The 25975-nt window shown below is 37.9% G+C and carries 28 protein-coding genes; 15 read left to right on the top strand and 13 right to left on the bottom strand.

Features of this window, described 5'->3' with window-relative positions; genetic code table 11:
- Positions 1–71: 71 nt before the first annotated feature.
- A complete protein-coding gene (locus FNN08_RS02420) occupies positions 72–2486 on the bottom strand; it encodes a VolA/Pla-1 family phospholipase (protein WP_143583135.1) in 2415 nt (804 codons plus the stop codon).
- Positions 2487–2723: 237 nt separating this feature from the next.
- On the opposite strand from FNN08_RS02420, the gene FNN08_RS02415 reads away from it, so the two are divergent.
- Positions 2724–3464, top strand: a complete 741-nt coding sequence (locus FNN08_RS02415; protein WP_143583133.1) for a YciK family oxidoreductase — start codon at positions 2724–2726, stop codon at positions 3462–3464.
- 33 nt (positions 3465–3497) lie between these two features.
- On the opposite strand, the gene prmC is transcribed toward FNN08_RS02415, so the two are convergent.
- Genes prmC through hemA form a run of 3 tightly spaced genes read right to left on the bottom strand, consistent with a single transcriptional unit; the run spans position 3498 to position 6787 of the window.
- Entirely contained in the window at positions 3498–4370 is an 873-nt protein-coding gene (prmC, locus tag FNN08_RS02410; RefSeq protein ID WP_185962546.1) for a peptide chain release factor N(5)-glutamine methyltransferase, read from the bottom strand.
- 8 nt (positions 4371–4378) lie between these two features.
- Complete coding sequence (gene prfA, locus FNN08_RS02405; protein WP_143583131.1) at positions 4379–5467, bottom strand: peptide chain release factor 1; 1089 nt, start codon at positions 5465–5467, stop codon at positions 4379–4381.
- 39 nt (positions 5468–5506) lie between these two features.
- Entirely contained in the window at positions 5507–6787 is a 1281-nt protein-coding gene (hemA, locus tag FNN08_RS02400) for a glutamyl-tRNA reductase (protein WP_143583129.1), read from the bottom strand.
- 270 nt (positions 6788–7057) lie between these two features.
- Between hemA and lolB the strand changes: the two genes are divergently transcribed.
- The 6 genes from lolB (at position 7058) to ychF (ending at position 12218) form a co-directional block, all read left to right on the top strand.
- Complete coding sequence (gene lolB, locus FNN08_RS02395) at positions 7058–7690, top strand: lipoprotein insertase outer membrane protein LolB (protein ID WP_143583127.1); 633 nt, start codon at positions 7058–7060, stop codon at positions 7688–7690.
- On the top strand, positions 7690–8547 hold the full coding sequence (gene ispE, locus FNN08_RS02390; RefSeq protein WP_143583125.1) for a 4-(cytidine 5'-diphospho)-2-C-methyl-D-erythritol kinase: 858 nt from the start codon (positions 7690–7692) through the stop codon (positions 8545–8547). Before lolB ends, ispE begins: the two co-directional genes overlap by 1 nt.
- A gap of 133 nt (positions 8548–8680) precedes the next feature.
- Positions 8681–9628, top strand: a complete 948-nt coding sequence (locus FNN08_RS02385; RefSeq protein WP_143583123.1) for a ribose-phosphate pyrophosphokinase — start codon at positions 8681–8683, stop codon at positions 9626–9628.
- A 233-nt stretch (positions 9629–9861) separates the two neighbouring features.
- Positions 9862–10494, top strand: coding sequence for a 50S ribosomal protein L25/general stress protein Ctc (locus tag FNN08_RS02380; protein ID WP_409574592.1), 633 nt, complete (start codon positions 9862–9864; stop codon positions 10492–10494).
- Between the two features lie 16 nt (positions 10495–10510).
- A complete protein-coding gene (gene pth / locus FNN08_RS02375) occupies positions 10511–11104 on the top strand; it encodes an aminoacyl-tRNA hydrolase (protein ID WP_143583119.1) in 594 nt (197 codons plus the stop codon).
- A gap of 22 nt (positions 11105–11126) precedes the next feature.
- The gene (gene ychF / locus FNN08_RS02370) at positions 11127–12218 is read left to right on the top strand and encodes a redox-regulated ATPase YchF (RefSeq protein ID WP_143583117.1); all 1092 of its coding nucleotides are present in this window, start codon (positions 11127–11129) and stop codon (positions 12216–12218) included.
- Positions 12219–12322: 104 nt separating this feature from the next.
- Here ychF and FNN08_RS02365 read toward each other — a convergent pair whose 3' ends face one another.
- Positions 12323–13957: an AMP-binding protein gene (locus tag FNN08_RS02365; RefSeq protein ID WP_143583115.1), complete on the bottom strand. Its 1635-nt coding sequence runs from the start codon at positions 13955–13957 to the stop codon at positions 12323–12325.
- A gap of 266 nt (positions 13958–14223) precedes the next feature.
- Complete coding sequence (locus FNN08_RS02360) at positions 14224–14433, bottom strand: cold-shock protein (RefSeq protein WP_143583113.1); 210 nt, start codon at positions 14431–14433, stop codon at positions 14224–14226.
- Positions 14434–14825: 392 nt separating this feature from the next.
- Here FNN08_RS02360 and FNN08_RS02355 point away from each other — a divergent pair, with 392 nt between their 5' ends.
- Entirely contained in the window at positions 14826–15209 is a 384-nt protein-coding gene (locus FNN08_RS02355) for a hypothetical protein (RefSeq protein WP_143583111.1), read from the top strand.
- A gap of 83 nt (positions 15210–15292) precedes the next feature.
- Here the strand turns inward: FNN08_RS02355 and truC are convergent, their stop codons facing one another.
- Together truC and FNN08_RS02345 are read right to left on the bottom strand one after the other, a co-directional pair.
- The gene (truC, locus tag FNN08_RS02350; protein WP_143583109.1) at positions 15293–16075 is read right to left on the bottom strand and encodes a tRNA pseudouridine(65) synthase TruC; all 783 of its coding nucleotides are present in this window, start codon (positions 16073–16075) and stop codon (positions 15293–15295) included.
- Positions 16068–16421 (bottom strand): YqcC family protein, encoded by a 354-nt coding sequence (locus tag FNN08_RS02345; RefSeq protein WP_143583107.1) that lies wholly within the window; start codon positions 16419–16421, stop codon positions 16068–16070. The genes truC and FNN08_RS02345 overlap by 8 nt, the downstream gene beginning before the upstream one ends.
- Before the next feature lie 89 nt (positions 16422–16510).
- On the opposite strand from FNN08_RS02345, the gene FNN08_RS02340 reads away from it, so the two are divergent.
- The 4 genes from FNN08_RS02340 (at position 16511) to FNN08_RS02325 (ending at position 20477) form a co-directional block, all read left to right on the top strand.
- Positions 16511–17545 (top strand): DUF3549 family protein, encoded by a 1035-nt coding sequence (locus tag FNN08_RS02340; protein WP_143583105.1) that lies wholly within the window; start codon positions 16511–16513, stop codon positions 17543–17545.
- A 4-nt stretch (positions 17546–17549) separates the two neighbouring features.
- Positions 17550–17849 carry a DUF3301 domain-containing protein gene (locus tag FNN08_RS02335; protein WP_143583103.1) on the top strand — a complete coding sequence of 100 codons (300 nt, stop codon included), beginning with the start codon at positions 17550–17552 and terminating at the stop codon, positions 17847–17849.
- 121 nt (positions 17850–17970) lie between these two features.
- A complete protein-coding gene (locus FNN08_RS02330) occupies positions 17971–19446 on the top strand; it encodes a hypothetical protein (protein WP_143583101.1) in 1476 nt (491 codons plus the stop codon).
- Complete coding sequence (locus tag FNN08_RS02325) at positions 19437–20477, top strand: succinylglutamate desuccinylase/aspartoacylase family protein (protein ID WP_143583099.1); 1041 nt, start codon at positions 19437–19439, stop codon at positions 20475–20477. The genes FNN08_RS02330 and FNN08_RS02325 overlap by 10 nt, the downstream gene beginning before the upstream one ends.
- A gap of 14 nt (positions 20478–20491) precedes the next feature.
- Here the strand turns inward: FNN08_RS02325 and FNN08_RS02320 are convergent, their stop codons facing one another.
- Together FNN08_RS02320 and FNN08_RS02315 are read right to left on the bottom strand one after the other, a co-directional pair.
- A complete protein-coding gene (locus tag FNN08_RS02320) occupies positions 20492–21385 on the bottom strand; it encodes a prenyltransferase (RefSeq protein WP_185962545.1) in 894 nt (297 codons plus the stop codon).
- Positions 21386–21456: 71 nt separating this feature from the next.
- A complete protein-coding gene (locus FNN08_RS02315; protein ID WP_143583095.1) occupies positions 21457–21882 on the bottom strand; it encodes a potassium channel family protein in 426 nt (141 codons plus the stop codon).
- Positions 21883–22088: 206 nt separating this feature from the next.
- Between FNN08_RS02315 and FNN08_RS02310 the strand changes: the two genes are divergently transcribed.
- Entirely contained in the window at positions 22089–23093 is a 1005-nt protein-coding gene (locus FNN08_RS02310) for a YhdH/YhfP family quinone oxidoreductase (protein ID WP_143583093.1), read from the top strand.
- Between the two features lie 72 nt (positions 23094–23165).
- Here the strand turns inward: FNN08_RS02310 and FNN08_RS02305 are convergent, their stop codons facing one another.
- A complete protein-coding gene (locus FNN08_RS02305) occupies positions 23166–23393 on the bottom strand; it encodes a glutaredoxin family protein (protein WP_143583091.1) in 228 nt (75 codons plus the stop codon).
- Between the two features lie 107 nt (positions 23394–23500).
- On the opposite strand from FNN08_RS02305, the gene FNN08_RS02300 reads away from it, so the two are divergent.
- Positions 23501–23722, top strand: coding sequence for a TIGR02922 family protein (locus FNN08_RS02300; protein ID WP_143583090.1), 222 nt, complete (start codon positions 23501–23503; stop codon positions 23720–23722).
- 20 nt (positions 23723–23742) lie between these two features.
- On the opposite strand, the gene FNN08_RS02295 is transcribed toward FNN08_RS02300, so the two are convergent.
- Both FNN08_RS02295 and FNN08_RS02290 read right to left on the bottom strand, forming a co-directional pair.
- Positions 23743–23958, bottom strand: a complete 216-nt coding sequence (locus FNN08_RS02295; protein ID WP_143583088.1) for a TIGR02450 family Trp-rich protein — start codon at positions 23956–23958, stop codon at positions 23743–23745.
- Positions 23959–24296: 338 nt separating this feature from the next.
- Positions 24297–24902, bottom strand: coding sequence for a protein-disulfide isomerase (locus FNN08_RS02290; protein ID WP_143583086.1), 606 nt, complete (start codon positions 24900–24902; stop codon positions 24297–24299).
- 167 nt (positions 24903–25069) lie between these two features.
- Between FNN08_RS02290 and FNN08_RS02285 the strand changes: the two genes are divergently transcribed.
- Positions 25070–25927 (top strand): PA4780 family RIO1-like protein kinase, encoded by an 858-nt coding sequence (locus FNN08_RS02285; RefSeq protein ID WP_143583084.1) that lies wholly within the window; start codon positions 25070–25072, stop codon positions 25925–25927.
- The last annotated feature ends 48 nt before the right edge of the window (positions 25928–25975 follow it).

Below are 25975 nucleotides of genomic sequence, written 5' to 3'. Positions count from 1 at the left end.
GAATGGATATTCGTTGCGATAAAAAAAAGGAGGCTAAGCCTCCTTTTTAGTTTATTCTTTGTAAGAATTAATTATTTTAATACAAGCTCATCATCTGATACTTTGATTAAAGTACCTTTACTCGCAAAAAACACTGCCATCTGAGTTTGCATTTCTTGAGTAACGCGAGCTTCATTAATTGAATAAGCTTCTGCCTCAGGAGTTAATAACGAACCGTGATGACCGTTAACAAACTTAACAGCACCAGAAACACCAGTTTCATTCATTGCCATATCTGACACTAAATCTAAACCTAAAAGTGAAATTAATGGGTTAGAGCCTGAAATCTGGTTACCAGATGCATCTGCTTTAGTTGGTATAACTTGATCTTCAAGGTTATCAACACCGTTACCTACAACCGTATGAACAAGGATATTTGAACCATTTGCCGCTAACATCGCTGAGTAATTCACAGGGTCTGCTGAATCAATGATCGATTGTGCAGCAAAAGTAAATCCTGTAAATAAACCAGCAAATGCTCCTGATTGAGCAGGTGCTAATTGTGATGAAAACATCGTCCAGTTCTCACCTAAATCTGCTGTGCCTGAGATGCCGCTATTAACAAAATCTTGGAAATCAGGAGAGTCAGCATAAGCTAAAGAACCTTTAACTAGTGGCGCAAACGCTGGAGACTCTAATAAGAAGTTACCAATACCGCCACCAGGTACAGATAATACAGCGCCGTTAACCTTAAACATAGGGTCAACAATAGCAGGGTCAATTGCAGGGTTCGCATTACCTAATGAAGTGTTAGTTATTGCCATAAACTCAGTACCAGTAATAGCACCTAACGACATACCTGCATAGTAAACATCATTGCCATCAATACCTAAAGGCATTGGCGAACCAGAAGTTACATCAAATACATTATTTAGAGCCATACGCAGTGTTAATGCATCAGCAACACTTTGACGAAGGTTATCGCGGCCATTAAGTAGCGACGCTAAATTTAAGTAAGCAGTAGGATCAGATGATGCATTAATTTCACCGTAACCACGAGTTTCAGGGAAAATTGGATTTGCCACACCGTGTAATGGGTGATCAATTGAAGCCGTTGCAAAACCGTATACAGACAATACACCTGAAACAGCTAGCATTTGCTCTTTATAACCCGTAATCCCGTGTTGTAGCATAACTACCGGCCAGCCATTTTCAGGTTTAGCAATAGGGTCTAGCATTAAACTCGCACGAATAGCATTCACTGTGCCTAATTCAGGTACTGTCATAACTATGTCTAAGTCTTGACGTTCAATCAATTTAGGAATTGGATTGTACTTAGTTAAGTTACGCTCAGTATCGATACCAACATCACGTAAACCAAATGCCATACAATAAGCATCTTCTTCGTTGATCGGGCCTTCAGGAATTGCTCCTTCAGGTGCACCTAGCACCATAATTGCAGAGTCACACTCAGCTTTCCAAGGTTGATTCAATGGTGCTGTTGGGTTTTTAGATGTTGGAACTCCGCTGTAGTAACGAGCATTCATTACTTTACCCGGAACCACACTAGCCGCATTATAAATAAAACGAGGATCGCTAGGGTCGGCAATAGCTTCACCAAAGAGTAAATGCGAGGCAAGGAAACCTATTTGTTGAACACCCACATGAGGAACTTTAGTTAAGTCAGTTGGGTCAGCTAAATCTGAAACAATTAATTGTTTTGCTGTAGTAAGCACATCTGAAACAGACTGAGTTGTCATTGCCATAGTGTAGATAATTTCTTCACGGTTGGCACCAAAGCCTTCTGCAACCATTTCATAACTGTTGATGATAGATTGCAAACCTTGGATTGCTGGATCTGCAATTGGCGACTCATTAATATCTTGTTTAACTAATTCATACGTAGATGAACCTGCAATTGGGTTACCGTCAGTATCTTGTAGACGACTAGTTAGCGCTACTATATAAGTTGTTTTAGCCTCAAGTGGCTTTAACGGTACAAAGGCTAAATCATTGCCTTCAGCTTGTACTATATAGTCTTCACCCATAACAAGTTTAGATACGCCCTTACAAGCATGTCCTGGTGCTACCGCTAAAGTACATTCAGGGTCATTTAAATCTAAACCCATAATAGCTTTATACACTTCTACGCCGCCACTGTTAAACACACTAGTAGGGTCAAGTGATACGCCATCAGGAAAGTCGATACCAATTACGAAAGGTTGATGAGTTGACCAACCATCAGTAGCATTAAGGCCAACGTAAGGATCAGAAACATCTGTCGGGTCAACAACGCCAGGAATATTTAAGGTTAAATCAGAAGAACTTAACAATAAATCATTTGGCACTGATAGATTACCGCCAGATGGGTCGAAGACAACTCGTGCAGTAGGATTTACAGGAGCAATTTCTGCATTTTCTTTTTCTATATCGGCGATGGTTTCATCATCACACGCAGTTAAACCTAGCGCACTCACAACGGCGAGGCTAATCATCAATTTTTTCATTTTTCCCCCAAAGGATAATTCGTGCCCATGTTCTTATTATTTTTCTATGGGATGTTATTTATATGTTAACAAGTATGACCAGTTACACTTATTACCCATAACTTAACTTAAGATTACATTTTGATCTAGCAATTTTTGACTTAATCAATAAAAAACACATAATTTTTATAATTTACCTACAAAGCTAGTCGAGCTAGAGGTAGAATAGCTACAAATATCATTGGTAATGTAAATAAAATGTTTAAATATCAACCGACTGAAAATAATCTTGCAGGTAAAACTATTCTTGTCACTGGAGCTGGTGCGGGTATAGGTAAAACGGCAGCTATTAATTACGCTAAATATGGCGCAACAGTGGTTTTACTTGGTAAAACAGTAAAAAAACTGGAAGCAGTTTACGATGAAATCGTAAACGCAGGTTACCCAGAGCCAGCTATTATCCCTCTTGATTTAAAGGGTGCAACACCTCAGCATTATAAAGATATGGTGACCACCATTGTTGAGCAATTATCTAGTTTAGATGGCGCATTATTAAATGCTTCAGTACTTGGTGAGCTAACACCATTTACCCAAATTAATAAACAAACTTGGGACGATGTAATGCAAGTTAACCTAAATGCTCAAATGTATTTAGCGCAAGCATTAATACCAGCAATGACTCAATCTAATTCAGCTTCATTAGTATTTACAACATCAGGTGTCGGCAATAAAGGCCGCGCTTTTTGGGGCCCATATAGCATTTCAAAATTTGCCACCGAAGGTATGATGCAAGTTATTGCCGATGAATATGAAGGTAGTAGTTTAAGAACCAATGCGATAAATCCAGGTGCGACAAACACTAACATGCGTTCAAGTGCCTTCCCTGCTGAAGATAAAGGCTCTTTAGCAAGTGCAGAAGATATCATGCCGCTTTACTTATACTTAATGTCTGATGACTCTAAGCACGTTAACGGCCAACGTTTAGACGCACAAGCTTAAACTATCAAGGTGTCTGACACCTTGATATTTATTTTAAAGGGTGCCCATGGTAATGCGTGGGTTACCACCATAATCATTAAAGGTTTTAATGTTTTGGTAGCCGTAATCGTTTAAAATATTTTGTACTTGTACGTGTTGCTCAAACCCGTGTTCTAAATATAATTGCCCGTTGCTACTAAGAAAGTTACGGGCATTTTCGACGATATGCTTTATATCAGCATAGCCATCATCTTCTGCAACTAATGCAGATAAAGGTTCAAAGCGCACATCCCCTTGGGCTAAATGCTCATCATCTTTGGCAATATATGGCGGGTTAGATACGATCACATTAAACCTTTTGTCTGTATCTATGCTGCTAAACCAATCACTCTGATAGATTTTTACTTGCTCTAGGGATAATTGTTTAGCATTCGTTTGTGCGAGAGCAACCGCTTCCTCATTAAAATCTACCGCATCAATATCCCAACTAGCATGCTCTGATGCTAAAGCTAAAGCGATAGCGCCGGTACCTGTGCCTAAATCTAATACAGATACCCGGTTGTCAGTATTATTTTCAAGCACAGCTTCAATTAATATTTCAGTATCCGGGCGAGGTATCAACGTGCAAGGTGCCACTAAAAAATCCAGTGACCAGAATTCTCTTTTACCAGTGATATAGGCAACTGGCTCACCTTTTAAGCGGCGATTTAAAAAATCAAAAAATAAAGACTTTTCAGCGTCCAAGACACGTTTTTCAGGCCAAGTTAACAAGTAACTAGTGGGTTTATTTAAAACTGTAGTGAGTAATACTTGAGTATCAATTTTGGCATCGCGAGCATCGACTATAGAAGATAAGCAACTCTTCCCATATTGGAAAAGTTGCTCGATAGTATTTACATCGGATAATTCTGAGGATGTGTGTGACAAGAGTATGCTTAATTTTGCTCGGCAAGAGCGGCTAATAAATCAGCTTGGTTTTCTTGCATCAGAGGTTCAAGTACTAATTGTAGGTTACCTTCAATCACTTCATTTAATCGATATAAGGTTAAATTAATACGGTGATCTGACATACGACCTTGCGGGTAGTTATAAGTGCGAATACGCTCTGAACGATCACCACTTGCCACTAAGTTACGACGAGATGATTCTTCTTCGCTACGACGCTTTTCATCTTCAGCTGCTTGTAAACGTGATTGTAGCATTGACATAGCTTGCGCACGGTTTTTATGCTGTGAACGTTGATCTTGACACTCAACCACTACACCCGTTGGTATATGGGTTAAACGAATAGCAGAATCGGTTTTGTTAACGTGCTGACCACCGGCACCTGAGGCGCGGAACGTATCAACTTTTAAATCAGCTTTGTTAATTTCAATTGCTTCTGATTCTGGAATTTCAGGCATAACAACCACTGTCACAGCTGACGTGTGAACACGACCTTGCGATTCAGTTTCAGGTACACGTTGTACTCGGTGACCACCTGATTCGTATTTCATTTCGCCGTAAACGCTTTCACCTGACATTTTAACGATGATTTCTTTATAGCCACCCTGATCACTTTCGTTCATAGTGATGACTTCCATACGCCAGCCTTTTTTCTCTGCATAACGAGAGTACATGCGGTATAAGTCACCAGCAAATATTGCCGCTTCATCACCACCAGCACCGGCACGAATCTCAAGGAAACAGTTATTATCATCGCGCGGATCTTTCGGTAATAATAATATTTGTAATTCTTGCTCTAGAGTGTCAATCGTTGCTTTTGCTGTTTTGTATTCTTCTTGTGCCATTTCTCGCATATCAGGATCATCGTCTTTCAACATTTCCTGAGCCATGGCAAAATCGTCTTCAGCGCCTTTAAAGTCACCAAATACTTTAGTCACTTCTTCTAATTGCGAAAGTTCTTTTGATAACGCACGGAATTTATCTTGATCGCTAATAACGCTTGGATCAGATAATAACGCTTGTACTTCTTCAAAGCGCTCTACTAATACTTCTAGCTTTTGATATACAGATTCTTTCATTTATTTTATTTTCACCAAAAGGTTAATATGATTTCAGTATTATTTAGACTTAGGACTCTTTTTGTCTAAGTCGAATACATCATGTAAATAGATAATTTTATCAAGCTCGCCACCTTGTGCTGCACTTTGTAAAGCGCGAGTTGGGGCGTGCATTAAATTATTTGTAAGCTTTGTTGCTAATTCAGCTAACACAGCTTCAGCATCTTTATTATTAGCAAGTTGTTGTTTTGCTTTTAATAATAGTTCATCACGTTTTTCCATGCACTGATTTCTATAAGAGATCACGGCATCTTGGGTATTTAATCCTCTCAGCCACGCCATAAAATCTTTGGTTTGACTACCAACAATACTTTCGGCTTCTTGTGCGGCTTTACGGCGATTTTCCATATTTTGTGCAACTATACCCTGTAAATCATCTACGGTGTATAAGTACACATCTTCTAAATCGCCTACTTGTTCTTCTATATCTCGAGGTACGGCAATATCAACCATAAAAATAGGACGATGGCGGCGTTGTTGCAATGCAGTTTCGACCATACCTTTACCAATAATAGGTAATGTTGATGCTGTTGAGCTTATAACAATGTCTGCATCGCCAATATGCTCGGGTATTTGAGCTAAGGTGATAACATCGGCGCCAACTGCTTTCGCTAATTCTTCCGCCCTTGCTACCGTACGATTAGCCACAGTAATTTGCTGAACTTTATTGTCATATAAATGTTTAGCAACAAGTTCAACGGTTTCACCAGCGCCAATAAGTAACACTTTTGATTTAGATAAATCGGCAAAAATATGTTTGGCTAAGTTAACCGCAGCAAATGCAACAGAAACGGCGCTTGAGCCTATATCAGTATCGGTTCTTACTTGCTTAGCCGCACCAAAAGTACGTTGAAATAAACGTTCCATAACAAGATGCATAGAGCCCGAAGCTTTAGCTTGGCTGTATGCTTGTTTCATTTGCCCTAAAATTTGTGGTTCACCTAAAATAAGTGAATCTAAACCACAGGCAACTCGCATCATATGATTTACCGCTTGTTGGTCATGATGCCAATACAAGGTTGGAGATATCATACTAGCAGATACTTTATGAAAGTTTTCTAACCAATGAGTTATAGCTAATTGCACATCATTTAAAGGCTTATCTTGCACAAAATAAAGCTCGGTACGATTGCAGGTAGATAATATGGCAGCTTCTTTACATCCTAAATCATCAATCATTTGCTGTAACGCGTGCGTTAGATTGTCAGGAGTAAAGGCAACCTTCTCCCGCACTGAAACTGGTGCTGTTTTATGATTAATTCCGACTGCAAATATGGACATAAACGAAAAAATAAGCCTGTAAGTAAAAATACGTAAATATGAGTTTAAAACCAAAAACACATATAAAATTGTCATGTAATCTCTAATTTTACGAAATTACCGCTATGAATGAAAGCGTATTATCTGAATCCACAGATAAAAATTGATTAATTAACATAATGGATCAGTTTTTTTATAAAAATGGCTAACTAATGTTGTGATTTTCGGTGGCGTGGTTAGTTAAAATATGTTGCAATAAAAATATAAACAGTTTGGATAAATCATTCTCTCATGCCGAAATTTCAGCAATTAGCACACCTAAAGCTTTTATGCGCACTAATTATTGCTGCACTTTTCTCTCTTTCTGGTTGCAGTTCCACTCCTGAGGCAACTGATGCAGAGCTGTTTCAAGATGAAAATCAACGCAGTCAGCAATTAGAAAATGTCACACATTGGACGATAAAGGGAAAAATTGCTTTTATTAGTCCACAAGAAAAACAAAGTGCCAATTTATTTTGGCAGCAACAACAAGATAAAATCACCCTTAAATTAACGACATTTTTAGGCGTTAATGTATTGTCGTTAAATTCTGACGATGGTTTATATACTCTAAAAGCTGATGGCAAAACTTGGCGAAATGAAAACTTAGATCAATTATTGAGCCAAGTGACTAACCTCAACTTACCTGTTAACTCCTTAATTTATTGGGTAAAAGGCTTAAAAGCATCAAACGATGACATTATCACTTACTCGGCAACGAATGCCCTGCCAAGTCAGCTGCAAGCCTGGGCTAATAATAAATTTTGGCAAATTGAATATCAAAGTTATCGACTCATTGATCAATACCGCTTAGCAAATAAGTTAACCGTTAAACATAATGACTTAACCATAAAAATGGCGATTAGTTCTTGGGAAATAAATTAATGTCATCAGCTTTTATAAAATACTCCAGCGTAGCTAAAATCAACCGTTTTTTACACATAACAGGCCAACGTGATGATGGTTATCACCAATTAGAAACGATTTTTCAGTTTTTAGATTTCGGCGACTATTTGCATTTCAAAGTTAATACAAGCGGCGAGATTAATTTATTAACGCCGATTGCTGGTGTTGATAATAACGCCAATTTAATTGTCAAAGCAGCAACCGCACTACAGCAATATTGCTCGACAACACAAGGTGTAGATATAAAGTTAGAAAAAAACTTACCTATGGGCGGTGGTTTAGGTGGCGGTTCTTCAAATGCAGCGACTACACTATTAGCATTAAATAAACATTGGCATTTAAATTTAAGCGTAACTGAATTAGCCAAGATAGGTTTAAAGCTTGGCGCTGACGTGCCGGTATTTGTTCATGGTTTTACTGCATTTGCGCATGGTATTGGCGAACATTTAGTTGCTGTAGATATAGATACCCCTTGGTTTCTTGTTACTATTCCTGATTGTGAAATATCTACCGCAGCTATTTTTGGTGCCGCCGATTTACCAAGAAATACGCCACCAATCGATATAAATAGCATTAACCTTAATGAAATAAATATTGATCAATGTCATAACGATTGCGAAAACTTGGTGATTAAACTTTATCCTGAGGTTGCCAAGCTTATGACTTGGTTGTTAGAATACGCGCCATCAAGATTGACGGGTACAGGTGCATGTATATTTTCTTCTTTTAAAGATGAAAAGTCTGCATTAAGCCTACAATCTAAATTACCAAATGGCGTAAAGTCGTTTGTAGCTAAAGGTTTATCTCAATCTCCTGTAATTAATGAATTACTTTAGGTTGAATTATAAAAATCAGATCTTAGCCATAAGAGTCTGGTTAAGCTAACATTAGTTAGCACACACAGCATTGATATTATTATTTAATAGCCAATGTACTTAATTTGTTGTCAAAGTTTCTGAGGAACTGACAGTGCCTGACATGAAGATTTTTGCGGGTAACGCCACCCCTGAACTGGCTAAAAAGATTGCAGACCGCTTATACATGGGCTTAGGTGATGCAAAAGTAGGCAGTTTTAGCGATGGTGAGATCAGCGTTGAAATTACCGAAAACGTTCGCGGTGCGGATGTTTTTATTATCCAATCAACTTGTGCGCCAACTAACAATAACCTAATGGAACTTATTGTAATGGTTGATGCTTTGCGTCGTGCCTCTGCTGGCCGTATTACCGCAGTAATTCCTTACTTTGGTTATGCTCGTCAAGACCGTCGTGTACGTAGTGCTCGTGTACCAATTACAGCTAAAGTTGTAGCTGATTTCTTATCTAGCGTAGGTGTTGACCGTGTTTTAACTGTTGACCTTCATGCAGAACAAATTCAAGGCTTCTTTGATGTTCCTGTAGATAACGTGTTTGGTTCACCTATTCTTCTTGAAGATATGCTTAATAAAGATTTGGACAACCCTATCGTTGTTTCTCCAGATATTGGTGGTGTTGTTCGTGCTCGTGCGGTAGCCAAACTTCTTAATGAAGCTGACCTTGCAATCATTGATAAACGTCGCCCGAAAGCCAACGTTTCACAAGTAATGCATATCATTGGTGATGTAACGGACCGTGACTGTATTATTGTTGATGACATGATTGATACTGGTGGTACTTTATGTAAAGCCGCTGAAGCACTTAAAGAACACGGTGCTCGTCGTGTATTTGCTTACGCAACTCACCCTGTATTATCTGGCAACGCTGCTGAAAACATTAAGAACTCAGTAATTGATGAAATGATCGTAACGGATTCAATTCCATTATCGAAAGAAATTCAAGCTCTACCAAATGTTCGTCAATTAAGCCTTTCAGGTATGTTATCTGAAGCGATTCGTCGCGTAAGTAACGAAGAGTCTATTTCGGCGATGTTTGAAGCTTAAAGTTAACTTTACTTCAGATTTACACAAAGTTTCAAAAAAGTGCGCTTATTAGCGCACTTTTTGTTTATTTACTCTGTGCAAATTGCGGGCAAAGTGTTATCATTCGGCGCCTTTTTTAACTAAGCTGCAATTTTATTGCATTTAGTTGCTTAAAAAGGCATGCCAATATTGGCAAAACGATTACTCCTGGTCGCAAGGAGTAATAAAATTTTACTATTAAATAGAGAATCATTATGGATTTATTTACATTAGATGCTGAAGTACGTACAGATCTAGGGAAAGGTGCGAGCCGCCGCCTACGTCATGCGAACAAAGTTCCAGCTATCGTTTACGGTTTAGGTGAAGAGCCAGTATCTATCACTTTAGCGCACAATAAAGTTTGGCGTGCACAACAAGAAGAAGCTTTTTACTCTCATGTTTTAACATTAAACATTGGTAAGAAAAAAGTTAAAGTTGTAATCAAAGACATGCAACGTCACGTTTTCCGTGATGAAGTTATGCACATGGACTTTTTACGCGTTAACTCTAAAACAGAATTACACACTTCAGTACCTTTACACTTCATCAACGAAGACGTAATTACTAAAGCGGGTAACGTTGTTGTTCACAACTTAAATGAAATCGAAGTTGCATGTTTACCGAAAGACTTACCAGAGTTTATCGAAGTAGACGTTGCTAACTTAGAAGTTGGTCACCCATTACACTTATCTGATATCGTTCTTCCAAAAGGCGTATCTTCAGTTGAGTTAGGTAAAGGCGAAGATCACAACTCTGCTGTAGTTTCAGCTACTACACCTAAAGCTGCTAGCTCTTCAGATGAAGATTCAGCTGCAGAAGGTGATGCAGAAGTAGCAACTGAAGAATAATCGCTGAGGAATTTCCTTGACGACTAATATTCAGTTGGTTGTGGGCCTGGGTAATCCAGGCCCCGAATATACCAAAACCCGTCATAATGCCGGTGTCTGGTTCGTAGAAGAACTAGCAAGACAATACAACATCTCATTATCTCCTGATAAAAAGTACCATGGTTTATATGGTAAAGGCCTTATTGGCGCAAATGTTGTACATTTACTTATCCCAACAACCTTTATGAATCGCAGCGGTAAAGCCGTAGCGCCTCTCGCAAACTTTTTCCGTATTCCAGTTGAGAATATTCTAGTCGCTCATGATGAACTAGATTTAGATCCTGGTGTTTGCAAAATCAAAAAAGGTGGTGGCCATGGCGGTCACAATGGCCTACGCGATATTATTGCGTGCATGGCCAATAACAAAGATTTTTATCGACTTAGGATCGGCATAGGCCATCCTGGTCACAGAGACCGAGTATCCGGTTTCGTGCTAGGCAAAGCGCCAGCAAATGAACAGAACTTACTTGAGCAAGCTATCGATGAAGGAGCTCGTTGTTTCGAGATCTGGGAAAAAGATGGTTTAAAGAAAGCTCAAAACAGATTACATACTTTTAAAGCAACTAATTAATTTAATATCATAGGAACATATCATGGGATTTAAGTGCGGGATCGTTGGTTTACCTAACGTTGGTAAATCTACCCTTTTTAATGCATTAACTAAAGCTGGTATTGAAGCAGCTAACTTTCCTTTTTGTACCATAGAGCCAAATACTGGCGTTGTTCCTGTACCTGATCCTCGCCTAGATAAACTAGCCGAAATAGTACAACCACAACGTCTATTACCAACGACAATGGAATTCGTTGATATTGCAGGTTTAGTTGCGGGTGCATCAAAAGGTGAAGGCTTAGGTAATAAGTTTTTAGCAAACATCCGTGAAACAGACGCGATTGGTCACGTTGTACGTTGTTTTGACAATGAAAACATTGTCCACGTAGCTGGTGGTGTTAACCCTGCTGATGATATTGACGTAATTAATACGGAGCTTGCATTATCTGACATGGATACTGCAGAGCGTGCTATCCAGCGCCAAGCTAAAAAAGCTAAAGGCGGTGATAAAGACGCAAAGTTTGAGATCAGCGTATTAGAAAAAATTCTGAAGCATGTTGAAGACGGCGAGATGATCCGTTCATTAGATTTAACTAAAGAAGAAAAGGCAGCGATTGCTTACTTTAACTTTTTAACGTTAAAACCAACCATGTATATTGCAAACGTAAATGATGACGGTTTTGAGAATAACCCATACCTTGATCAAGTTCGTGAAATTGCAGAAAAAGAAGGCGCAGTAGTTGTTGCTGTATGTGCTGAAATAGAATCTGAATTATCTGAAATGGACGAAGAAGAGCGTGAAGAGTTCATGGAAGATCTTGGTATTACCGAGCCAGGCTTAAACCGAGTGATTAACTCAGGTTACGGCCTATTAAACCTACAAACTTACTTCACAGCGGGTGTTAAAGAAGTACGTGCTTGGACCGTAAAAATGAATGCTACAGCTCCACAGGCTGCTGGTGTGATCCATACAGACTTTGAGAAAGGCTTCATCCGTGCAGAAATTATCGGTTACGAAGACTTTGTTGAATTTAATGGTGAATCTGGCGCGAAAGAAGCAGGTAAATGGCGTTTAGAAGGTAAAGAATACAAAGTTAAAGACGGTGATGTAATTCACTTCAGATTTAACGTATAAGCTAAATCAGTTCATAGAAAAGCCGGGCTTGCCCGGCTTTTTTGTATCAAAGATCAAGGGGGTCAGATGAACTTGAAAATCAAGTTCATCTGACCCCCTTGATTTTATTCGAAGATGAGACGTTTTTCTGGAGTAGCAGGTAGTAAAGGTGTGAAGTGTTCCTCAATACTATTACGCTTTAACTTTAAGGTTGGCGTCAGCAGCTCATTATCCACAGTCCAAGCTTTTTTACATACATAAAGATAATCTAATCGCTGATGGCTTTCTAAGCCTTTATTAACCCTAGAAAGTGTTTTTAATAGCTCTTGTTGTACTTCGCTGTTTTTAGCATTTATGCCTTCAGCAAGAACGATCAGCGCTATTGGTTGTGGCATGCCTGCGCCCATAACACATACTTGCTCAATATCTTCATTAATACAAAGCTGTTTTTCAATTGGAACAGGAACGACGTACTTGCCTTTTGATGTTTTAAATTGCTCTTTAATTCGGCCAACAATTTTAAATACACCATCAACATCTACGTCACCACAATCACCGGTTTTAAACCAGCCATCGACAAAGCTTTCTTTTGTCGCTTGTGGATTGAGATAATATTCTTTAAAAACGGCATCGCCTTTAATTAATATTTCTTTATCTTCTGATATTTTCATTTCAACACAAGATAAAGGCGTACCTATAGAGCCAAGGCGCTCAGCATTAAACGGAATATTACCACAGGATAGCCCTGAGGTTTCACTCATACCCCACCCTTCCATAATATTGATACCTAAGCTTTGATACCATTGCAGTAATGTTACCGGAATAGGCGCTGAACCAGATGCAAATCGAGTAGTTTGTGCTAAGCCCAATTGTTTACGTATTTTTTTAGCAACTAAACGACCAATAAAAGGTAAGCTTAATAATACGTTCAGTTTTTTCTGTGGAAGTTTAACCAAAACTTTGGCATGAAACTTCATCCATAAACGTGGTACAGACAAAAATAAAGTAGGTTGTGCATGTTGAACATTATCAACAAAAGTATCTAAGCCTTCGACAAAGAATATTTGCATACCGGTAATAAGTGAGGTGCCTTCAATTAAACTGCGCTCAGTAATATGAGCCAGAGGTAAATAAGACATACAGCGGTCATAGTCAAAAACGGTAACAGTCTCGATTGCAGAAATAGCGGCACTAGTAATGTTTTTATGAGAAAGCACAACCCCTTTAGGGTCACCAGTAGTACCCGATGTATAAACAATTGTCATACAATCTTGTTCATTAGCTTGATGCAATTCTTCCAAAGGAGCGTATTGATCTAACCAAGATTGCCATTGCACATCCGTTTTCATCGTTACATAAGGAAAGTCGATAGTTAAAACATTATCTGGAATGCCCTCTTCTGCCGCTTTAGTAGGGCCCAACTTACCAACAAATATAGCCTTCATTTCACTGTGCTTGGCCACATAAGAAATGGTTTTAGCGCCCGCCGTTGCATAAATTGGCACACTGATCATGCCAGCCATCATTATGGCTAAGTCGGCAATAAACCATTGAGCACAGTTTTGCGAAAGAATACCTATTCTATCGCCAGCAACAAATCCTTGATCAAGTAACGCAGATGCTATTTTTCTTGCTTGCACTTCAACATCAGAAAAACTAAATGTTTGCCATCGAGAGTTGATCGGTTGATGTAAAAACGGCTGTTCAGCGTGTTTATGGCTATTTACTAAAAAATTAGCAAGAATTGTAGGTTGCGTCATGGCAAAGGCTCATTATTGGATATTTACTAAGTATAGGATATTTCAACGTTAAATATGGTTATAAATTGTTATATAGAAACTTATTTAAATAAACGGGGGAACTATTATGGCTATTATAGTGTGCGAAAATTATCTTATAACGTACGAATAAATATCTAATAACGTGCGAAAAAATATATTATAACGTGCGAAAAATTTCGCACCAACAGAAAGCAGAAAGGCCAGTGGGATAATCCGCACTGGCCTTTCTCATAAGTAGCTAAAGCTTAAAGAGGTTTTACGTTCTCAGCTTGTGGGCCTTTTTGGCCGTCAACTACTTCAAATTCTACTTGTTGACCGTCAGTAAGAGTCTTACGACCTTCACCTTGGATTGCACGGAAATGAACAAAAACGTCAGGACCTGAAGATTGCTCGATAAATCCAAAACCTTTCTCGTCGTTAAACCATTTTACTGTGCCGTTTTTTACGTCAGACATAATATCTTCCTAAATGTATAAATTAAATGTTTTGCTACTCTCGACATGAGAGTTTTGAGCTTATATATGTTTTACTTATTATGTCGAGATGTAGGTACATCTATGGAACTTTTTTATATCGATATAAAACGTATTGCATTTCAAGCTTGCGAAATTGAGTATACCCAATATCAATAACTTGGCAAGTTTTTAATCAGTTAATAACGGCATTAATTATAAATATTCGATTTAACGCTTTATTGCTCAACCAGATATCTTTGTATAAATCCCCGCAGCTATACTATGCTTAGAAGTTCCTGTGAGAGTATTAGCATTGCAAGCTAATAGGCAGGTCATGACAAAGTAGCAATGATTACTACTTAATAAAATTTAAATCAAATGGAGAATTGAATATGGATATTCATCAGTCTATGGAGACAATTAATACCTTAGCAAATGGAATTAACCCCACTACAGGAGAAAGTTTCACTAGCGACTCACCTTATAACAACCCTGAAATAATTCGAGCCTTATTTGCCTGTATTGAATATATTAATAAATCACCAAAACCCAAGTTAAGTCCGGCCGAGCGCCAACAAGAGAATATCAAAAAAGGCTTACCCAAAAATTGTGGCATGTTATGGACCGACGGTACTAAAGAGCAATTAGAGCAAGCATTTAACAACGGTGCTAGCTTTGAGTCTTTGGCGGCAACATTAGAACGAACGGTTGGCTCAATTAAAGCGCAACTGCAAAAACAAGGGCTGATCAGCGAAGAAGAATTACGCCGATATTAATGCTTTAGCGGTAAAAGGGATAATAAAGACAGCTCGCTTTTTATCCCTACTTTACTAAGTGCAATACTACCTCGTTTTCGAGATCAAATAGTCCAACCAAACTGGTCGAATAAAGCGAGCCAGTCTGAATCAAACGCAGCTTCAATGACTACAGGCTCAGCGGTAACAGGATGGGTAAATTCTAACTTTTGTGCATGCAACATAAGGCGCTTAAAGCCAAAGTTCTTAGCAAAGAAAGGGTTTTGTTTATTATCACCATAATTAATATCGCCAATGATAGGGTGGCGTAAGTGCGCTAAATGACGACGAATTTGATGACGTCTACCTGAATGAGGTTTTAACTGTATTAATGAATACCTAATGCTAGGATATTTACCTAAGGCAATAGGTAATGTTGCTATAGCGATACTTTTATAATCGGTAATAGCATTTTGTGCAGGTTTATCAGGGTTAACGTTTTTATCACCAAGCTTATCGAGCTTTTCTTTTAAAGCATAATCAACTTGGCCAGAATCGACTAAATGACCACGGGTAATAGCGTAATAGGTTTTTTGGATACTTTTGTCTGTAAACGCCTGCCCCATCTTGCGAGCGACATCTTCCGATAAGCCAAACAAAAGCACACCTGATGTAGGGCGGTCTAATCGATGTAACGGATAAACATATTGTCCCACCATGTCGCGCACTAATTGCAAAGCAAAATACTTTTCATCTCTGTCCATAAACGAGCGGTGTACAAATAAACCACTGGGTTTATTCACTGCAACTAAATGCTCATCTTGATATAAAATAGTTAACTTCGGCGCTTGCTCTAGCAGCTCAAGATTTTCTTCACCTAAATTGTCGTTATTTAAATTATCACTCATGTCTAGTTTGCTCGCGCTTGCCACTTAATAATTCATCTATATCGGCAATTATAGTAATTAACTTAACAATGCTGGCATCGTGTTGTTTAAATGCTTCTTCGGCCATAGGACATAATGAAATAGCACTAGGTAATGGCGTTTTGCTTTGCACCATAATTTGCATGCGCTTGAGAAAAATAAATTGCAACCACTGTGCAAAAGATAATGTATCGTAGCAAAACGGCGCCGTACTTGATAAAGCTTCTACAGATGGAGCTTGTTGTTGCCATAAGTTATTATTTTTAAGCTCTTGCGCCAATTGTATAAGTAACTTTTGCAACTGTTGATGAATTAAATCGGTGTTCATGCCATGTTTGTCTTAAATAAATTAACTTCTCCCGCCATTATATTTATAATGGCGTCATTATTCGACGACAATATGCAAAAAAGCGCACTATGAACCAAGTTTCTACTATTTCAGAATTATTAAAGTTATCCGACTCCTCTTACCGTATTTTCGATATGGGTCGAAAAGTAAGTAAAATAAGCAAGCAAGATTTTGAAAAAGTAGAGCAGGCGATGCAGCCCTACCCTTATCCCGTACAAGGTCACGCCGAACTGGCCATCATTTTTTGGCAAAAAAAAGCAACAACGCCATTTATCTGGTTTGTTAAGTTTCCTTTAGATGAGCGTGGTTTATTAAACCAAGCTGCTCGCAATCACTTTATTGCTATTATTTTAGAAGCGTTAGGTGGCGACTTAAGCCAAGACCCAAGTGAGAAACAAGAAGAGTTACTTAAAGCGAATCCGTATAACTTCACGCCTGCGCAATATAAACTCGCTTCAATGAACAGCATTATTAAGCGCGATTTAAAACAAGCAGCATCTCAATATTACGAACATTGTCAATTATACTTCTCTGGCAAACTAGGTTTCGATAATTGGCAAGGGGTTGCTGTACAAGGCATTTGTGATTTTGCAGCGCGTATTGGCGAAGATAAAAATGAGCAGTATTTAATTGCGGCCCTACCTCACTTACCTGAACAAGTATTTGCACCTTTATGTTCAGCTTTAGAAAATCAAACATTATCAATAAACACCATAAACGCATTTATTGAATTAACCAAATCAACTGAGTTAACACCTGCTCGTTTAACAAATATTTTAAGAGCTCTTTCAGCTAATGCTGCCCACCAAAATGTGCAAGCTCTTATCTTAGGCATTTTAAATGACTATGAAGCGATTGATTTAAATATACTGGTCACTATTTCAGCTCGTGCTTGGTTAGCAATTACTGAAATTGAATCTCTACTTCTATACCTTGAAACATTAGTCAGCAATGTTGAGCAAGACATCTTTGTTGCTATCTTCCAAGACTTGGTTGCTCTACCAGCTGTGCGCCCAGCTTTACTGCAAAGCATTCGAACGCCAGAGCGAAGCCCTGCACTAAGTAATGCAATTGGTTTATTATTTTCACAAGTAAAAGGATGATCCCTTGGCTGATATCTATATTTTATTGCTCGTATGTTTAGTGATTTGGTATTTTTGGTTTTTGCGTAATGTATCGGAAAAAGCGAAACAACTCACTGAGCAGTATTGTGAGAATGCAAGCTTACAGTTTATTGCTATTGCTCGCGTTAAAACCCGTTTTAGCGCCTCAAAACGTTTAGGCCTTTTTGTTAAAACAGTGTATGAATTTGAATTTAGCGGTGACGGTGAAAGCAGCTATGTTGGTCACTTAACCATGAATGCTCTTAAACCTGCTGGCTTTGAGTTACCTCCGTATAAAGTTTAATACTGAATTTTCATCTGCCCTGCATACAAAAACTTAACATCATTAATTTGACTTCAATCAAAACCTTACACCTCAATTCCATGCATTCTTAAATCAGTATTCACTCACTGGTTTAGAAAGCATGGGTAAAAATATTGAAATAAAAGAATATTCAGAACAAGATTTTCAAGCATTTCAACAAGTGTTAAGGCAGCAATTAACTCAACTTAAAGGTGTGCTTAGCCAAGAAAGTTTTGGCGATGAGCCAATGCAATTTGGTGCCGAGCTTGAAATGTACCTGGTCGATGACAGCGGCCAAGTGAGTTTATCTAACCAACTTTTATTGTCTAAATTAAATGACTCTCAATACCAACCTGAGCTCAATAAATACAATTTAGAGCTAAACCTTTCCCCGGTAATGCAAACTGGTAAGCCTTTTTCTAATTTACTTAAAGAAATGCAAAGTAAAACCAGTCGATTAGAACAGTTAGCCGAAAAGCAAAATATTACCATTGTACCTATTGGCATATTACCAACTCTTAAAGCTGAAGATATTAAGAGTGAGAATATGACTGACTTAGGCCGCTACCATTGCTTAGCAAAACAATTAAACCAGCAAAAAAGCAGCGATTTCACTATCAATATTGACGGTGAAGAGCCGGTAAATAAAAAATTTAAAGACATTTGCACTGAGGGCGCAAATACCTCCTTTCAAGTGCATATGATGACCGACTTTAAACGCTTTAATCATGTATTTAATGCCGCACAGCTTACCTTACCTTTGGTAACCGCCATTGCAGCTAACTCACCTATATTATTTGGCAATAGCGTTTGGGATGAAACACGTATCGCCTTATTTAAACAGTCTTTAGATATACGTCACCGAGATAAATGCCAATGGCAACAACCAACCCGAGTTAACTTTGGCTTTGGCTGGCTAAGGCATAGTGTATGGGAGCTTTTTGCTGAAGCGGTTTCTTTGCACCAACCGATTCTGCCTGTGCTGATGCCAACAAATAACAAGACTTCATTACCTAAATTTGAAGAATTAAGTCTGCATATGGGCACTTTATGGCCTTGGCATCGTCCCGTTTATGATCACCATGGTAATGGTCATATGCGCATTGAATTTAGAGCGATTCCTGCAGGTCCTACAAATATAGATATGGTTGCCAATGCCGCTTTTGCTATCGGTTTAGCTAATGGACTAGCCAATGATATTGAGCAATATTTGCCATTAATCCCGTTTAGGTTTGCCGAGTATAATTTTTATCGTGCGGCGCAGCATGGCTTAGACGCTAAAATTTTATGGCCAGATCCTCAGCAATTTAAAACTAACGAAACACCTATCTGCGAGGTAATAGAAAAACTATTGCCAATAGCTAAACAAGGTTTAAAGAGTTTAGATATTGATGAAGACGAAATTAACACGTACTTAGCCATAATAGAGGATCGTTGCCAACAGCAAATGACGGGTGCTATTTGGCAAAAGAAAACCTTGAAATACTTAAAACAAATATTAGATAAAAATGCAGCCTGTGAGCAAATGCTCAAGCTATATATAGAAAACTGTAAAACAGCACAACCCGTTGCAACTTGGAGTAAACCATGGCTATAGACTTTGCCGAAATAAACTATTTATCTGAGCCAGATCTGTTTACTTTAAAATCAGATCATTTACAGTTTTTGTTATCTATTTGTGGCCCCACCGTTATCGATGTTGCAGGTATCGATCCAACAAGATGCCGAGTAATTACCACTTTAATCCACGGTAATGAACCTTCAGGGCTCATTGCTTTGCATCGCTGGTTAACTAATTTAAGTTCGACTAATAGACCGGTAACCAATATGCGTTTTATTATCTGCTCACCCGATGTTGCCAGTGTGCCACCGACCTTGTCCCATCGTTACCTTGAAGATGGTTTAGATTTAAACAGGTGCTTTGGCCATAACCTAGATTACGGTTACTTTAAACGCGCAAATTTGATCTGCAAGGCCATAAATGAGGTAAAACCCGAAGTGTTAATCGATTTACATAATACCTCTGGTTGTGGCCCCGCTTTTGCTGTAAGTGTTAATAAAACCGAGTTAGCTCTATCACTTAGCTCACTGTTTTGCTCATCGGTGATTTTATCTGAAATCAAACTAGGCGCAATTATGGAGCAAGACTTTGATTGCCAAACACTAACGGTAGAGTGTGGCGGTAGCAAAGATCAACAATCTCATGAAGTCGCTTATCAAGGGATCTGTCATTTAGCCAGTATTGATAATATTCAAGCATGCCATTATCACCGAGATGTTGATGTATTCTTAACCCCTCTTAGATTACAGGTTAAACCAGGTGTCGAACTTAATTATGCCGATATTGATGAGGGCTTTTCAGGATTAACTCTGATAACTAATATTGAACAGTTTAATTATGGCGTTTTACGTGCAGAGCAAATGTTAGGTTGGTTAGATCAATTAGGTTTAGATAATTTACAAATTATCGACAAGCAAGGGAATAATTGTATTAATCAATATTTTACCCTGCGTGGTAATCAATTGATTAGTAAAATAGATTTAAATATATTTATGGCAACCAAAGTAATTAATATTGCTAAAAGTGATTGCCTACTGTACTTAGTTCCTAATAAGAATAAGATGTAATGTAAGCTTTATGCTTAAGAGCTTTGACTCGTACTAGCAACTAAAATACAAATAGATAAAAGTAATGGCGTAACATTAGCAGCAATAACATTTAGTGCTAATGCCTTATTCATCGGCTGATTTGCTATTTTCGAACCAACTAACGACTTTGATAAAGTACGCCAAGCCTCAACGCCAGCTAACATTGGGATTAAAGCCAAATAAGCAAGTTTAGGTAATACATCATAAAAACAACTTAGTATAAGTGTAATGCCTGCAAAGATGGTAAAAATTAAATACACACTCAATGAAAACTTTTTACCATAAGCAATAACTATGTGCTTTCTACCAACAGTTTTATCAGCGTTAGCGTCTGGAAATTGACTTAATAGTAAAACATTACTCACTAGAAATAGACAAACGACACCACTTGCAAGGGCTGAGAGTGAGTAATTCAAGGTTAAAATATAATCTGTAGCAACCACAATTAATAAGCCAAAGGCAAAACCTGGCGCAAATAAACATAGCCAAGCCTGAGTATTAATGTAGCGAGTATAGGTAATAATAATAACGATACCTATTAAACCAAAGGGTAAAATGCCTAACCCTGTGGTAGCAATAAAATACAAGCCAATAAAGATAACAAGAGCAATACAAAGATAAGTAAAATTTAATACTAAAGACGCCGCATTAGGGTTTTCAACAAGCCCACCGCTACCACCGCTAAATGGGGTTTTATCCGTTTTAAAGTCTAAACCAGACTGGAAGTCTTGATACTCATTTAAAGTATTCACCGCAATATGGGCAATTAACGCACCAATTAAACATAAGCTAAAGCTCAACCAGTTAATCTCAGTTCCTGCATAAACGGCAGTGGCAAAGCCAACGAGCACACAAAATAATGTTAAAGTTAAAAATGATAGACGCATAGTTTTTATTAAAGTACGCACATTTACCATGATTGATTTGTTGGTTAAATTATCCATGGGTAATAGAGTTATTAGTGTTTATTCCAATAGCGTTGCATCTCTAAAAACAAGAAAGAGGCAGTCCAAGTAATTAAAACTAAGCCTGTTAATGATTCAACTCCAGTAAAAAACCGGATCGCACCATGAGGAGCTATATCACCAAAACCAAGCGTGGTATAACTGGTAAAAGAGTAATAAGCGCAATCAAGTAAGCTACCGTCAAAATTACCTTCAAAATGCCCAAACCGGTCGGTTTTAAGCATATAAAAATAGGCTACGGCAAAAATCCAAATCTCGATACAGTGAGCTATTAATGCCCCAAAAACACCAATAACTATCTGATATTTATTTTTATAGTGTAGATAAGGAAGTTTTCGAGAAAGGCCAAGTAGAACTTCATAATGTAAGAGCACCACGGCAGCGACAACAACAATATTGATTAGCGTTAAAGTAAGCATATTTGCCTTAATTCATAATAGTTTACTAATTATAATACTGTCTTATTTATTCGCAGTTCTCAACCTTAAAAATTATAGAATTCTAAAATTTGCTTTTAACCTTCTCTAAATATAAGCGTTGTGCATAGACTAAAGTGCACTCGCGATAAATTGGTTTACTTGCTAAGGTTATTTATAATTAAAACCAAACTAAAGATTTCCTATCTATGCCAAATAACACAACGTTTAAAGCTTTGCTTGTTGAAGAACTTACTAATAAAGAATTTAGCAAATCAATTGTTTCCAGAAATATTTCTGACTTACCCGATAATGACCTACTTATAGAGGTTCATTTTTCCTCATTAAATTTTAAAGATGCGATGTCTGCCTCAGGTAACAAAGCAATCACACAAAACTATCCTCACACGCCAGGTATTGATGCAGCAGGTGTTGTTATTAGTGATAAAAGTGGAACATTTAGTTGTGGGGAACAAGTAGTAGTTTTTGGTTACGACTTAGGAATGAACACGCCTGGCGGCCTTGCTCAGCGTATATCTATTCCTGCCGATTGGGCTGTAAAATGCCCAGAAACTTTAACCTTAAAAGAAGCCATGACTTACGGAACCGGTGGATTGACAGCTGCATTGTGTATTGAAAAGTTAGAGAAAATGGGCGCAACACCGGCTGATGGCCCTGTTGCGGTTACCGGTGCTACTGGTGGTGTAGGAAGCGTCAGTATTGCCCTATTAAAGCAGCTGGGTTATAGCGTAGTGGCATTCTCTGGTAAACCAGAGCAAAGCCAGCACCTCATCGACATTGGCGCTGATGAAGTATTACACCGTGATGACATTAATAAAGTAAATGACAAACCTGTAGGCAGACCTCTTTGGGCCAATGCCATAGATACATTAGGTGGTGATTATTTAGCTAATGTAGTTAAACAATTAAAACCTGGCGGTGCTGTATCTGCTTGTGGCTTGGCATCCTCGCCATTCTTTTCACTCAACGTTTTACCATTTATTACCCGCGGCGTATCTTTACTGGGCGTTGATTCTGTTTATATCCCCCTTAAAGACAAGCAACATATATGGCAACGCGTTGCTACCGATATGAAACTCCCTAATCTAGATGAGCTAAGTGAAGAAATAACGCTTGAGCAAACACCAGAATATTTAGATCGTTTTATTAACGGTAAGGTAGTTGGCAGATACGTGGTTAATTTACAGGCTTAAAACTCATAAAACCAAAAGAGTTATGCTTTCACCTAACTCTTTTGGTTTTCGATAAGCTTTTATCTATTTGGCTTATTTATTGTACATCGCTTGAAACTGCTTTATTGAAAATCCATTTAAGAATTGGTCGCCAATTTTCAGCAAAGGTACACCGCGAAAACCAGTTCCTCTAAACTCTTTTAATCCTGCTGGCGAACTAGTATTACACAGGCGATACTTTATACCTTGCTGATCTAGGTACTTTTTAGCTGTCTCGCAGTGAGGACAACGATTCTTAGTGTATAGTGTGACTCTTTTCATAAATACCTTTCTAGTAATGACCAACAGTTAAATTATAACAACAAATTCAAAGTGATCTAAATATACCTAATACTCGTTTAATTATTTAATCGCATTAGGAGATTAATATGAACATCGTTTGTTTGAAACAAGTCACTGTTATTTTTTATGATAATAGCTCTTTAGAGCTTATGTATGACACTCTACAACTTGAACAAAGTAGAGATGGCAGAGTGATCATTCCTGATGCATTCAAGCGAAACAAATCTATCGTAACGATTATTGAAGGTAAAGCAAAAATAATCAACAGTATGGGCGATAGAATAACCTCGCAAATAAAGGTAGCCTAATAACGTTTTATAAGACAAAGCTATTGCCAACCGATTTTCCATTGCTTCGGATCTTTTAATATACGCCAATTTATATCGTATTCGTTATTATTAATTTCTGCACGAATAATGCACTTGAGCACTTTTTGCTCATCATTATATTCAACATCAATAATGCTAAAGTGCTTTTCTTTATTCAACACATCAACTTTTGTCCATTTACTATGCAGTAATTTTTTTGGTGATACTAAATTCATGTCGATGCCCTATTCTCAATAATCTTAATTAGTTATACCAATTCCATTAAGTTTGTGATCAACTTTTTCATGAGGAAAAATGGATAAATACACAGGTTATACGTTCCAAACATAACCTAAGTACCTACTTCCATGTAGGCAAGGCATAAAATTTAGTAAGTAGTTATTCTATTTATAAATTTTATAACGCCGTAGTTATTCATTTTAACCATTAAAAATGAGCAGTTAATTAATGGACTTGGTATTATACGCATTAATGTTCAATAAAGATTTTCAGACATAAAAAAAGTCCCTGAGGGACTTTTAAATTAATGGACAGATATAACTAGCAATTATCTTTAACCTTGCTTCATCTCTAAAGCAACAGCTTCAACGATAGCATCTGGCTTAGTTAAATATAAATTATGATTTAATAAAACTAATCGTTCATTCACAGCTAATAAAACAGCCGGAAAAGCCGTTGTTTGAATAATTTCTTGAATTTCAGCAATATCGCCTAAAACGTATTGCGCTTCTTTACCCAATTCATTTTTAAATACTTTCTTTGGTGGAGATAATCTAAATTCTGATAACACGCCATCAAAATCATCTTGATTATTAAAAGCATTACCGTCACAAAAATGTTCTTTTTGAATTGCAGATAAAACCTCTAACGCCTTAGCAGAGTTTTTATTTTGTACCCATGCCATGAAGTTAGCTGTCATAGTTGCATCTTGCGGGCTATCCGCAAAGCGAGTATAGCTTTCATCAAATTTTGCCACAGACTGCTGCTCAACAATACTTGCCGCTTTAGAGCCTGCACTATCGCTACCATTATAATGAGCACAGTGCCATAAATGCATTGGCATATCAGGGTAAGCCTTAGCAATTTGGTTTACTAGTTCTGTTGTTGCGTAACTCCAAGGACAATGCGAGTCATAAATAAAAAACAATTCTGAGTTCATGGCTTACTTCTTGATTCAAATGATATTAATAATATGTAATTTTAAATAGTTTAGCAGGAATAATCTATATCAGTTTGTAATCAAGCAAAAATAAAACTGAATAATTTTCAAACAATAAATATGCTCCGGCTATTTTAATTAACCTGCAACTAAGGTATAACGGCGCAATGAAAATACCAAAACGAATACAACCTCTGGTTGATGATGGCTTAGTAGACGAAGTCATTTGTCAGTTGATGAGCGGCAAAGAAGCTACTGTCTATATGGTACGTACAGGTGAAGAGATCATTTGTGCAAAAGTTTATAAAGAAGCGAATAAACGCAGCTTCAAAAAAGCAGCACAGTATCAAGAAGGTCGTAAAAGTAGAAATAGCCGCAGAGCTAGAGCTATGGAAAAAGGCTCTAAGTTTGGCCGAGCTCAGCAAGAAAAAGCTTGGCAAAATGCAGAAGTGGATGCATTGTACTTACTAGCCGATGCTGGTGTTCGTGTGCCACAGCCTTATGGCTGCTACGATGGTGTTTTATTAATGGAGTTAATCACCGACGATAACGGTGAAGTAGCCCCTCGATTAAACGATGTGGTTATGTCGAAAGAGCAAGCGATAGAAGATCATGAAGAAGTGATGATTTATGTGCTAAGAATGCTTTGCGCGGGCGTGGTACATGGTGACTTATCCGAGTTTAATGTTTTAGTTGATGATTATGGCCCGGTCATAATCGACTTACCACAAGCCGTAGATGCTGCTGCCAATAACAATGCAAAAGCGATGCTTATTCGCGATGTTGACAATATGACAAATTACTACGGCCAATTTGCGCCAGAATTACTTGGCAGTAAATACGCCCAAGAGATGTGGGCTTTGTATGAAAAAAGTGAGCTTACACCAGAAAGTGAATTAACCGGATATTTTGCCGAAACTTCAGGCAACGCCGATGTAAATAGTGTAATGGACGAAATTAAAGCAGCTTTTGAAGAAGAAGAGGCACGCTTAGAACGTATAAAAGAAGCGAATGAACTCGATTGATAATTGCGATAAGTGACTGTCAAACTCGTGTATCGAAAGGCTGTAAAA

It is taken from the genome of Thalassomonas sp. M1454 (genome assembly GCF_007097525.1).
Classification (GTDB): domain Bacteria; phylum Pseudomonadota; class Gammaproteobacteria; order Enterobacterales; family Alteromonadaceae; genus Thalassotalea_A.
The sequence above is the reverse complement of the archived record's forward strand: the minus strand, read 5'-3'. Positions and strand labels throughout refer to the sequence as shown.